This is a genomic window from Variovorax raffinosi (assembly GCF_051216615.1).
In the GTDB taxonomy this organism is placed as follows: Bacteria; Pseudomonadota; Gammaproteobacteria; order Burkholderiales; family Burkholderiaceae_C; genus Variovorax.
In genome coordinates this window covers 204,596-215,809 of the sequence record NZ_JBPJZR010000006.1, presented here as the reverse complement: position 1 = coordinate 215,809, position 11,214 = coordinate 204,596, and the positions used below count along the sequence as shown (strand labels likewise).

Annotated in this window: 12 protein-coding genes; 1 reads left to right on the top strand and 11 read right to left on the bottom strand. The window is 65.0% G+C overall.

Annotation, left to right across the window (positions count from 1 at the left end; all coding sequences use genetic code 11):
• Nucleotide 1: 1 nt before the first annotated feature.
• The 6 genes from ACSFB7_RS19640 to ACSFB7_RS19615 all read right to left on the bottom strand — a co-directional run bounded on the left by ACSFB7_RS19640 (nt 2) and on the right by ACSFB7_RS19615 (nt 5,822).
• Complete coding sequence (locus ACSFB7_RS19640) at nt 2-628, bottom strand: class I SAM-dependent methyltransferase (RefSeq protein ID WP_435473065.1); 627 nt, start codon at nt 626-628, stop codon at nt 2-4.
• 80 nt (nt 629-708) lie between these two features.
• Nucleotides 709-1,245 carry a YgjP-like metallopeptidase domain-containing protein gene (locus ACSFB7_RS19635; protein WP_435473063.1) on the bottom strand — a complete coding sequence of 179 codons (537 nt, stop codon included), beginning with the start codon at nt 1,243-1,245 and terminating at the stop codon, nt 709-711.
• Nucleotides 1,242-2,519, bottom strand: coding sequence for an Hsp70 family protein (locus ACSFB7_RS19630; RefSeq protein WP_435473061.1), 1,278 nt, complete (start codon nt 2,517-2,519; stop codon nt 1,242-1,244). The genes ACSFB7_RS19635 and ACSFB7_RS19630 overlap by 4 nt, the downstream gene beginning before the upstream one ends.
• Nucleotides 2,516-4,078: a lysine--tRNA ligase gene (gene lysS / locus ACSFB7_RS19625; protein WP_435473059.1), complete on the bottom strand. Its 1,563-nt coding sequence runs from the start codon at nt 4,076-4,078 to the stop codon at nt 2,516-2,518. The genes ACSFB7_RS19630 and lysS overlap by 4 nt, the downstream gene beginning before the upstream one ends.
• Nucleotides 4,079-4,202: 124 nt before the next feature.
• A complete protein-coding gene (locus ACSFB7_RS19620; RefSeq protein ID WP_435473057.1) occupies nt 4,203-4,826 on the bottom strand; it encodes an LON peptidase substrate-binding domain-containing protein in 624 nt (207 codons plus the stop codon).
• Nucleotides 4,827-4,856: 30 nt separating this feature from the next.
• Nucleotides 4,857-5,822 carry a glycosyltransferase family 2 protein gene (locus ACSFB7_RS19615; protein ID WP_435473055.1) on the bottom strand — a complete coding sequence of 322 codons (966 nt, stop codon included), beginning with the start codon at nt 5,820-5,822 and terminating at the stop codon, nt 4,857-4,859.
• An 88-nt stretch (nt 5,823-5,910) separates the two neighbouring features.
• On the opposite strand from ACSFB7_RS19615, the gene ACSFB7_RS19610 reads away from it, so the two are divergent.
• A complete protein-coding gene (locus tag ACSFB7_RS19610) occupies nt 5,911-6,471 on the top strand; it encodes a YggT family protein (protein WP_435473053.1) in 561 nt (186 codons plus the stop codon).
• A 77-nt stretch (nt 6,472-6,548) separates the two neighbouring features.
• Here ACSFB7_RS19610 and accD read toward each other — a convergent pair whose 3' ends face one another.
• The 5 genes from accD to truA all read right to left on the bottom strand — a co-directional run bounded on the left by accD (nt 6,549) and on the right by truA (nt 11,187).
• Nucleotides 6,549-7,421 carry an acetyl-CoA carboxylase, carboxyltransferase subunit beta gene (gene accD / locus ACSFB7_RS19605; protein WP_435473051.1) on the bottom strand — a complete coding sequence of 291 codons (873 nt, stop codon included), beginning with the start codon at nt 7,419-7,421 and terminating at the stop codon, nt 6,549-6,551.
• Between the two features lie 63 nt (nt 7,422-7,484).
• The gene (gene trpA, locus ACSFB7_RS19600; protein WP_435473049.1) at nt 7,485-8,330 is read right to left on the bottom strand and encodes a tryptophan synthase subunit alpha; all 846 of its coding nucleotides are present in this window, start codon (nt 8,328-8,330) and stop codon (nt 7,485-7,487) included.
• A complete protein-coding gene (trpB, locus tag ACSFB7_RS19595; RefSeq protein WP_435473047.1) occupies nt 8,330-9,616 on the bottom strand; it encodes a tryptophan synthase subunit beta in 1,287 nt (428 codons plus the stop codon). The genes trpA and trpB overlap by 1 nt, the downstream gene beginning before the upstream one ends.
• 48 nt (nt 9,617-9,664) lie before the next feature.
• Nucleotides 9,665-10,369 carry a phosphoribosylanthranilate isomerase gene (locus ACSFB7_RS19590; RefSeq protein ID WP_435473045.1) on the bottom strand — a complete coding sequence of 235 codons (705 nt, stop codon included), beginning with the start codon at nt 10,367-10,369 and terminating at the stop codon, nt 9,665-9,667.
• Nucleotides 10,366-11,187, bottom strand: coding sequence for a tRNA pseudouridine(38-40) synthase TruA (gene truA, locus ACSFB7_RS19585; protein WP_435473043.1), 822 nt, complete (start codon nt 11,185-11,187; stop codon nt 10,366-10,368). Before truA ends, ACSFB7_RS19590 begins: the two co-directional genes overlap by 4 nt.
• Nucleotides 11,188-11,214: the final 27 nt, after the last annotated feature.

Sequence of the window (11,214 nt, the reverse complement as noted above, 5' to 3'; positions counted from 1 at the left end):
GTCAGTAGCTGCCCAGCACGTTGACTTTGTAGTAGTGCTCTTTCAGTGCCGCATGCAGCAGCAGCGCCTGTGTACGGACCTCTTCGCTGGCGTCCTTGCCGACGCCGAAGAAATACAGGTCATGGCTGCTGCGGTCTTCGAAGAAGCCCCAGACCGAGAACCATGCATCGTGCTGGAGCAACTCCGTGAAGTCGGAGGCCGAGAGATTCCGGTAGTAGTTCTGGCTCTTGCCAATGGTCAGCGGTGAGTCGGTGGGATTGAACTCCACCGTGCCGTGCTGGCGCCGCCCCGGGGTGGCGCAGGTCATGATGACGAGGCCGTCGTCCTTGACCAGGCGCAAGGTGTTGAGCCATGTCTTTTTCCACTGCGGGTTGTGTTCCATCGCCTCGCAGGAGATCACGACGTCCGTCCCGCTCGCGCTGCCGCCGTAGTTCTCGCCGTGGCATACGAGGTCGACATCGGGGCCCTCGCCCACGTCGAGGCCCAGGTAGTTGCAGGCCTCGAAAAATTCTCGAACCGAGCCGTTGAGGTTGAGACTGCCGATCTCGACGACAGACCGTTCCTTGAAATAGAACGGCAGGAATTGCTTCACGCCTGCGACGAAGAATCGTTGTTGCGGATGGGACATGAGATGTGGCCGCGTTGAAGCGGAGATTGAACGAAGTACTGGTGCCGCGTGCGCCGTTCTCTTCTCGCCGACCCCGAGGACTAGTCGTCGCTCGGCACGGAGGTCGCGGCCATGCCGGACCAAAGGCGCTTTCCGCCCGTGTTCAGATGCTCAAGGTACAGGCGCAAATCGAACTCCAATCGATGATAGTCCGGCTCCATGTGCATGCAAAGTGCGTAAAACGCCTTGTCGTGCTCACGTTCCTTCATATGTGCCAACTCGTGCACAACAATCATCCGCAGCCAATCCAGCGGCACCTCCTTGAACAGGCTGGCCACCCGGATTTCGCGCTTGGCCTTGAGCTTGCCGCCCTGCACGCGCGAGACCGTGGTGTGCGTGCCGAGGGCATTGCGGATCACATGCAGCTTGCTGTCGTACATCACCTTGGACAGCGGCTCGGCCTTGCGCATGAAGTCGCTCTTGAGCCCGCTCACGTAGTCGTAGAGCGCACGGTCTGTCTGGACGCCGTGCGAACCCTCGGGGTAGCGCTGGGTCAGCAGCGCTGCGAGCTTGTCTTCGGCCATCAGCTGGCGGACCTGATCCAGCAGGGACGCCGGATAGCCCGCCAGGTATTTCATGCCGTGCGCCCCGGCCGCGCGACGCAGGCCAGGCCGGTCGCCACGCCGCCGAACAGGTCGCCTTCGACGAGATTCACGCCGGCAAAGCTCTTGCGCAATGCATGCTGGAACGGCCGCAGGGCCGAAGAGCCGCCAGTCAGGTAGATCGCATCGAGGTCATTGCTGCGCAGGCCGGCCCGCTTGACGCAGGCGTGCGCGCAGGCAATCACGTTCTCCAGCGGCGTTGCGAGCTGCTGCGCCATGTCGGCGGGCGAGAGCGACGCGACCAGCCCCGCTTCGGCGCAGGAAAGATCGATCGCGGTTTCCGCATCCCGCACGGAAGCATCGATCTTGGCCGCTTCGACAGCGCTGGCGATGCGGTGGCCATGCCGTTCTTCGAGCACGTTCATCAGCCGGTCGTGCAGGCGGGTGTTGCTGTAGCTCGTGCGCAGTTCCTTGGCCTGGCGAACCGCCTTGGGTGCGTAGAGCCAGTTGATCAGGTGCCAGGACGACAGCTCGAAGAACACCTTGCTCGGCACCTCGCGCCCCTGCGGGCCGGTGTGCCGAAAGCCGAACTGCGGCATGACGCGTTCGAGGTTCAGGCGCTGGTCGAAGTCGGTGCCGCCGATATGCACGCCACTGGTGGCCAGCACGTCGCTGCTGCGGTCGTTGTGCGTGGCGCGTTCGGGGCCCACGCGCACGACGGTGAAGTCCGAGGTGCCGCCGCCGATGTCGACGATCAGCACGATCGATTCCTTGGTGATGCGCTGTTCGTAGTCGAAGGCTGCGGCAATCGGTTCGAGCTGGAACGCGATGTCGCGGAAACCCGCCGCGCGGGCCGCATGCCGCAGGCTTTCTTCGGCGCGCTCGTCGCGCTTGGAGTCATCGTCCACGAAGTGCACGGGTCGTCCGATCACGACGCGCTCGGGCATCTGTCCAAGCTCGCGGCTGGCTCGCACGGCCAGCTCGCGCAAAAAGCGCGCGATGATGTCCTCGAAGCTCACGAGGCCGTCGTAGATCGCCGTCTTCTCCTGCATCAGCGCACTGCCGAGCAGGCTCTTGAGCGAGCGCATCAGGCGCCCTTCGGTGCCTGACAGGTATTGGGCGATGGCCTCGCGGCCGAAATGCGTCGTGCGGTCTTCGGCATTGAAGAAGATCGCGGTCGGCAGCGTGGTGGCCGTGCCTTCGATGGGCAGCAGCCGGGCGACGCCGTCGACCCGGCAGGCCACGGCGGAGTTGGAGGTGCCGAAGTCGATGCCGATCGTCGGCAGCGACGACGGAGACGACACGCTCAAGATTCCCTGCGCAGCGCCGGGAACAGGATCACGTCGCGAATGCTCGGCGAGTCCGTCAGCAGCATCATCAACCGGTCGATGCCGATGCCGCAGCCACCGGTGGGCGGCATGCCGTATTCGAGCGCGCGCACGAAGTCGTGGTCGTAGAACATGGCTTCGTCGTCGCCGCTGTCCTTGGCAGCCACCTGCGCGTTGAAGCGCGCGGCCTGGTCTTCGGCGTCGTTCAGCTCGCTGAAGCCGTTGCCGAATTCGCGGCCGGTGATGTACAGCTCGAAGCGCTCGGTGACCTCGGGGCGCTCGTCGTTGGCGCGCGCCAGCGGCGAGATTTCGGTCGGGTGCTCCATGATGAAGGTCGGCTGCCAGAGCTTCTCTTCGACGGTTTCCTCGAAGTACATCACCTGTAGGCTGGCCAGGCTGCGCTGCGAGAGCTTGTCCTTTTCTTCGCTCAGGCCGAGCTTGCGCAGGGCGTTGATGAGCCAGGCGGTGTCGTCCACTCCGTCACCAGCCTCGGTGTACTTCAGAATGGCTTCGCGGATCGTCAGGCGCTCGAAGGGCTGGGTCAGGTCGACCGGCTTGCCGCCGTAGGTGAGCTGCTGCGTGCCCACGGCCCTGTCGGCGATGGTGCGGATCAGCGTCTCGGTGAAGTCCATCAGGTCGCGGTAGTTCCAGTAGGCCGCGTAGAACTCCATCATCGTGAACTCGGGGTTGTGCCGCACCGAGATACCCTCGTTGCGGTAGCTCCGGTTGATTTCGAACACGCGCTCGAAGCCGCCGACGATCAGGCGCTTCAAGTACAGCTCGGGCGCGATGCGCAGGAACATTTCCTGGTCGAGCGCGTTGTGGTGCGTCTTGAACGGCTTGGCGTTCGCGCCACCCGGAATGGGGTGCAGCATGGGCGTTTCGACTTCGAGGAAGTCGTTGGCCACCATGAATTCGCGCAGCGCGCTCACGGCCTTGCTGCGCGCGGTGAAGCGCGTGCGGGCGGTTTCGTCGGTGATCAGGTCGACGTAGCGTTGGCGGTACTTCTGCTCCTGATCGGCCATGCCGTGGAACTTGTCGGGCAGCGGACGCAGGCTCTTGGTGAGCAGGCGCAGCTTGGTGACCTTGACCGACAGTTCGCCGGTCTTGGTCTTCATCAGCGTGCCTTCGGCGCCCACGATGTCGCCCAGGTCCCAGCGCTTGAAGTCGGCATAGGCTTCTTCGCCGATGGCGTCGCGCGTCACGTAGAGCTGGATGCGGCTGGTGGCGTCTTGCAGGGTTGCGAAGCTGGCCTTGCCCATGACGCGCTTGAGCATCATCCGGCCCGCCACGCTCACGGCAACGGCTTGCGCTTCGAGCGCTTCGGCTTCGGTGGCGCCATGCGCCTCGATGAGTGCGGCCGCGCGGTGGCCCGGTTTGAAGTCGTTGGGGAACGCAACGCCCTTGCCCTCGGTCTGCGCCGTGCGCAGCAGCTTGAGCTTTTCGCGGCGTTCGGCGATGAGCTGGTTTTCGTCGACGGCAGGGGCTGCGGTCGGTGCCGCAGCGGGCGTGGGAAGGGGAGGGGTCAGGTGATCGGACATGGGAGGCGGGTGGCGCGCAACCGGGAGCGTGCGCGGGGCTGGCATTTTAGCCCATAGGCTTTGAATAAAACCTGTGCCTATCGCCCGTCAGTCCTGCGCAATGCGCTATAAAAAGCGTAGCGACCTATTCAGTGATGCCCGTGCGTGCCAGCAGATCGCTGACCAGTTCGAGGCGCATCAGCGGGCTGTCGAGTTCCATCAGCCGTTGCCGCAGCTCGAGTTGCATCGGCACCAACTCGCACCAGCGGTTGGCCACCCAGCCGCAGTCGTTGAACCGGTAGGGAGCGCCGATCGGCAGCCGCACCGACTCGCCTTGCGTGCCGCGCCGCTCTTCGAGCGTGTCGACGAGGCGCCGCAGCGCGGTGGCCGTGTGCTGCAGGTCGTCAGGAATTTCGAGTGCGACGTCGTCCGCCACGGCGTCCACTTCGGCCACCCACAAGCCGTGCTTTTGCAGCTCGCTGTGGCGAACACGAAAGCGCTGGGTACCGATGCATTCGATCTGCAGCAGACCGCTTTGCGGTGAGTCGAACTCGCGGATCACTGCCAAGGTGCCGATGCCGGCAAAGCGCTCTGCATCGGCGCCGGCCTTGCGCACCTCGCTGCCACTGGTGAGGCTGACCACACCGAAGGGCGCATCGGCCTTGCGGCACTTGCCGATCATGTCGAGGTAGCGGACCTCGAAGACGCGCAGTGGAAGCAGGCCGTCGGGAAACAGGACGGTGCCGAGCGGAAAAAGAGGAATGAGCACGTGAAGGAGGGCGGGGCCAGGGCGCCGAAGTCAGTGGGATTGAAAGACCAGGTCAAGCACCGTTGCGTGTTCCGGACGCAGTATGCCCAGCGCTTCAAACCCCTGTCGCGCACTGTTGAGCAGGTTCAGGATCGACTGCTGGCAGCCGTCCGCGCTTTGGCCCCAGCGGGTATCGATTCTCGACAGTGCACTGCGGGCTGCGTGGTGAACATCCACCATGTGGGCCAGCGTCTGGGGCATGTCTTGCGGGCGCCGGTACAGCGTCAGCAGGTGCTCGCATTCGTGGCCCTGCAGGCGGGGGAACAGCAGAGGCAGGAAGCGTCTGTAGATGCGGTCCTTCGAAGCGTAGAGCCGGTCGAGCCGCAGCGTTCGCGAGGTCATGTTCGCGTGGATGCGATAGCGCGTCAGGGGCTCGGGCAGGTTGGCGAAGGTGGCGCCGTGGAGCATGCAGTCCATCCAGAAGCCCAGGTCGTCGACGACGTAGAGGTTGGGGTCGAACTGGAGCGCGTGAGCGCGATAGAAGTCCAGCCGCCCGAGCGTGCTCTGGTTCGCAAGGTAGTTGGCGCCTTCCACCATGCGCGCCTTGATCATGGCGTCGTCGTGCGGCAGGCCGGTGATGCCCGCCTGGTCGTGAAAGTGCTCGAGCTGGCTGCCGACGATCGTGACCGACGGGTTCCGCTCCAGGAAGTCGACCTGCTTCTCGAAGCGCGTCGGCATGGCGCAGTCGTCGTGGTCAACGCGCGCCAGGTACTTGCCCGTCGCCATGGCCATGGCGATGTTCATGTTGGTCGGCAGGCCGACATTGAACGCATTGCGGTGCCGCCGGATGCGCGGATCGTTGAACGCCTCAAGGCGCTCCCAGGTGCCGTCCGAGCTGGCGTCGTCCATGATCAGCAGCTCGAAATCCGTGAAGCTTTGCGCCAGCAGCGAATGCAGGGTTTCGATCACGAAGTCGCCACTGTTGAAAGTGGGAAGCACGACGCTGAGCAAAGGCATGGAGTTCTGAGGGGCAGTGTGAGCGGGTGCGCAGGCTTGTGGTCCAGAATTGGAGCCATCGCGCTCCCGCGCCTCTCTCCAATCCGACATGTTGTACCAGATTCCCTCGTTCCTTCTCGACGTGATCGTCGGCCTGCTCGGCGGCGCCTGCCTGCTGCGCCTTTACATGCAGTACCACCGGGTGCCGTTCGGCAATCCGCTCGGGCGCTTCGTGTTCGCGATCACCGACTGGATCGTGCTGCCGCTGCGGCGTGTTGTGCCATCGGTCAAGCGCTGGGACCTGGCGAGCCTGATCGCGGCCTGGCTGCTGGTGCTGGTGAAGTTCCTGCTGTTGTGGCTGCTGATCGGCAACCTGGGGCGGATCGCAACCCTGCCGCTGGTCTCGCTGGTGGGCCTGTTCCAGCTCGCGGTGTCGGGCCTGACGGCGCTGCTGGTGGTCTATGCGGTGCTGTCGTGGGTGCCGGGCGCGTCGCCGATGCTGCTCGACCTGATCTCGCGCCTGGCCGAACCGCTGGTGCGGCCGTTTCGCCGTTTCATTCCGCTGATCGGCGGCATTGACCTTTCGCCGTTGGCCGCGATCGTCGTGCTGCAGGTGCTGGCGATCGTGCTGAACAACTTGCTGGTGTTTGCCTACCAACTGACTTTTTGAGTCGACAAGAAAAAAGGGCCCGGGTGCATCGCACCCGGGCCCTTTTGTTTTTGCGTTGACGACTTGTCGCGTCTTGTTCAGCTCACCGCGTCGGCCGGCTGGCGCAGCAGCATCGCCAGCGTACTGGCAATCGTCTTGCGCAGTTCGCGGCGGTCGCTGATGAAGTCGATCGCGCCCTTGGTCTGCAGGAACTCGGCGCGCTGGAAGCCTTCAGGCAGCGTCACGCGCACGGTCGATTCGATCACGCGCGGGCCGGCAAAGCCGATCAGCGCCTTGGGCTCGGCAATCACCACGTCGCCCACGAAGGCGAAGCCGGCGGACACGCCGCCCATGGTCGGGTCGGTCAGCACGCTGATGTAGGGCAGGCCCTTTTTCGCGAGGCGCGTGAGCGCGGCGTTGGTCTTGGCCATCTGCATCAGCGAGAGCAGGCCTTCCTGCATGCGCGCGCCGCCGGTGGCGGTGAAGCAGATGAAGGGCACTTTCTGCTCGATGGCGGTTTCGACGCCGCGCACGAAGCGCTCGCCGACCACGCTGCCCATGCTGCCGCCCATGAATTCGAACTCGAAGCAGGCCACGACCACGCTGATGCTGTGGACCGAGCCGCCGAGCACGACGAGCGCGTCGGTCTCGCCGGTGTTCTCGAGCGCTTCCTTCAGCCGCTCGGGGTACTTGCGGCTGTCCTTGAACTTCAGGGCATCGACCGGCAGCACTTCCTGGCCGATTTCGTAGCGTCCCTCGGCATCGAGGAAGGCGTCGAGCCGCGCGCGGGCGCCAATGCGGTGGTGGTGGCTGCAGCTGGGGCAGACGTTCTGGTTGTGCTCGAGGTCGGTCTTGTAGAGCACCGTCTCGCAGGCAGGGCATTTGATCCACAGGCCCTCGGGCACCTGGCGGCGCTCGCTGGGGTCGGTTTGTGCGATCTTGGCGGGTAGCAGTTTTTCAAGCCAGCTCATAGGACTCCGAATTAACTCCCCTCTCCCGAACGGGAGAAGGGCTGGGGTGAGGGGCAACCGAGATTATCGGCCAGCCGCATTCTTGGGGGTAGCCGCGGGCAGGGCGTCCAGCGCTTCGCGGATTCCGGCGAGGAATTCACGCACCGCGGGCACCACTTTTTCGCGCGGCTGGTCTTCGATGAGTTGAATGATCTTCGTGCCGATCACGACCGCATCGGCGGCCGATCCGACCGCCTGCGCCGTGCGCGCATCGCGAATGCCGAAGCCCACGCCGACCGGAATGCTCACGTGCTGGCGAATGCGCGGGATCATCTGGCCGACCGCCTCGGTGTCGAGGTGGCCTGCGCCGGTCACTCCCTTGAGCGAGACGTAGTAGACGTAGCCACTGGCGATGCGCGCGACCTGCGCCATGCGCTCGCTGGTGCTGGTCGGCGCCAGCAGGAAGATCAGGTCGATGCCAGCGGCCTTCAGGTCGGCGGCGAAGTCCTCGCATTCTTCCGGCGGATAGTCGACCACCAAAATCCCGTCGACGCCGGCCGCCGCTGCATCGCGGATGAAGGCTTGCTTGCCGTGCACGAGGTCGTAGCGCTCGACCGGGTTCGCATAGCCCATCAGCACCACGGGCGTGGTCGCGTCCTTCTGGCGGAACGCGGCCACGATGGCGAGCACCTGCTTCATGCCGATGCCCAGTGCCAGCGCGGCCTCGCCGGCCTTCTGGATCACCGGGCCGTCGGCCATCGGGTCGGAGAAGGGCACGCCGAGTTCGATCACGTCGGCACCCGCTTCGACCATGCCGTGCATCAGCTCGGGCGTGATGTCGGCGAAAGGAAAGCCGGCGGTGACGTACGGAATCAGGGCCTTGCGGCCTTGCGACTGGAGTGCCTGGAAGGTGGCGGCAATGCGGCTCATCACTTGCCTCCCTTCACGCTCAGGCCGCGCATCGAGGGGCGGTCGTAGAAATCGACGCCCGACAGGTCGGCGACGGTGCCGATGTCCTTGTCGCCACGGCCCGAAAGATTCACCAGGATGGATTGGTCAGGGCGCATGGTCTTCGCGAGCTTCATGGCGTAGGCCACCGCGTGGCTGGATTCGAGCGCGGGGATGATGCCTTCGGTTCGACACAGGTAGTGGAAGGCTTCGAGCGCTTCCATGTCGGTGATGCCGACGTATTCGGCGCGACCGATGTCGGCCAGGTACGCATGCTCGGGGCCGACGCCCGGGTAGTCGAGGCCGGCGCTGATGCTGTGCGTTTCAGTGATCTGGCCGTCATCGTTTTGCAGCAGGTAGGTGCGGTTGCCGTGCAGCACACCCGGGCTGCCGCGCAGGATCGAGGCGGCGTGCTTGCCGCTGTCCAGGCCTTCGCCCGCGGCTTCGACGCCGATGAGCCGGGTGTTGGCGAACGGAATGTAGGGGTGGAAGATGCCTATCGCATTGCTGCCACCGCCCACGCAGGCGATCACCGCGTCGGGCTGCTTTCCTTCTGCTTCGCCCGTGATGCCGTTGGCTGCGAGCATGGCGGGCATCTGCTCGATGCACTCGGTGCCGATCACGGTCTGGAAGTCGCGCACCATCGTCGGATAAGGGTGCGGGCCGGCCACGGTGCCGATGATGTAGAAGGTGTCTTCCACGTTCGTCACCCAGTCGCGCATTGCCTCATTGAGCGCGTCCTTCAGTGTCTTGCTGCCGGATTCGACCGGGACCACGGTGGCGCCCAGCAGGTTCATGCGGTAGACGTTGGGGCTCTGGCGCTTCACGTCCTGGCTGCCCATGTAGACCACGCACTCGAGGCCGTAGCGCGCGCAGATGGTGGCCGTGGCCACGCCGTGCTGGCCGGCGCCGGTCTCGGCAATGATGCGGGGCTTGCCCATGCGGCGAGCGAGCATCGCCTGGCCGATCACGTTGTTGATCTTGTGCGCGCCGGTGTGGTTCAGGTCTTCGCGCTTCAGGTAGATCTGCGCGCCGCCCATCTCGCGGCTGGTGCGTGCGGCGTGATAGATCGGCGAGGGCCGGCCGACGAAGTGCTTGAGCTCGTAGTGGAATTCGGCAAGAAACGCCGGGTCGTCCTTGAACCTGGCGTACGCATCACGCAGTTCGTTGATCGCGTGGGTGAGCGTTTCGCTCGCGAAGGTGCCGCCGTAGTTGCCGAAGTGGCCGGTGGCGTCGGGTTGCTGGTAATCCTGGAAATTGCTTTGCATGGTTCTCGATCGTTGGGCCGCAGCCCGAATGACGATCGGGTGCGGCGGCTAACTGGAGAAGGATGAGGCGTCTGCGGCTCTTACGGCGGCGACGAATTGCCGGATCTTTCCGGCGTCCTTCAGGCCCTTGTTTCCCGGGCCGTCGATTTCGACGCCCGAGCTCACATCAACGGACAGCGTCTTGCAGCGCGTCCGCAGGATGCGAATGCCATCGCTCACGTTTGCAGGTGTGAGCCCACCACTCAAGACGAGGTGAGCGTCGACGGCGGGTGGAAGAAGTGACCAATCGAAAGCCTTGCCGCCACCGCCATAACCTTCGACATGGGCGTCGAGCAGGATGGCCTGGGCGTGGGAGTAATCGGACGCGTATTTTACGAGGTCGAAGCCGGCACCGGCAGCCCCCAGCGGAATACGGGCGGCGCGCATGTAGCGAAAGCGGCCCGGGCCGGTGGCTTCCTCGCATTGCCGGGGTGTTTCTTCCCCGTGGAACTGGGTGATGGCGCCCTTCACGCGTGCGAGTGATGCTATGACTTTGGAAGCATCTTCGTTCACGAACAGCAGCACGGGCGTGATGAAAGGCGGCAGGCGCGAAGCCAGTTCGGCGGCGCGTTCAGCCGTCACCGCGCGGGGGCTTTTCGCATAAAGCACAAAGCCGATGGCGTCGGCACCGGCCTCGACCGCGGCGTCCACATCGGCCTCACGCGTCAGGCCACAGATCTTGATGCGGGTGCGGGGAGGGGCTGCTGCTGTCATGGCGGGCCATCATAAGGAGCCCCGCCGGCCTGCAGCGTGGCCTCGGCCGGCAGACCCCACTTGGCGTCGTACAACGGACCGAGGAAGTACAGGCCGTCCGCCGAGAAGGTCGGAGCCGCCACCTTGCGGCTGCGGGCTTCCAGCACCTCGGAAATCCACTCGGGGCGCTCGTCGCCGCGGCCGATGCGCACGAGGCAGCCCATGAGGTTGCGGATCATGTGATGCAGGAAGGCATCGGCCTCGAACTCGAAATGCCAGCGGCAGCGCTCGCCTTCGCCGACGCGCGTGATCTCGATGCGGCGCAGGTTCTTCACGGGCGACTTGGCCTGGCAGGCCGAGGCGCGGAACGAACTGAAGTCATGCGTGCCGATGAGCACGGCAGCGGCTTTGCGCATCGCATCGCCATCGAGCGGATGCATCGACCAGCCCATGCGCCCGGTGTCGAGGCTGGGCCGCACCGGCGACTGGGAAAGCACGTAGAGGTAGCGGCGTGCCAGGGCGCTGGCGCGGCAATGGAATTCGTCGGGTACCGGCTGCGCCCACTGCACCGCGATGTCGTCGGGCAGGAAGCGGTTGGTGCCGCGCATCCAGGAGAAGGGTTCGCGCTCGATGGTGGTGTCGAAATGCACCACCTGCATCAGCGCGTGCACGCCGGCGTCGGTGCGGCCGGCGCACAGCGTGCCGATGCGCCCAGATGGGTCAGCGGCGAATTTCGCGAGGGCGGCTTCCAGCTTGTCCTGCACCGTGCGGCCCGAGCGCTGGCTTTGCCAGCCCTCGTATGCCTGGCCGTTGTACCGGATGCCGAGCGCCAGTCTCACGAATTCAGGGGACGGAACAACCAGCCC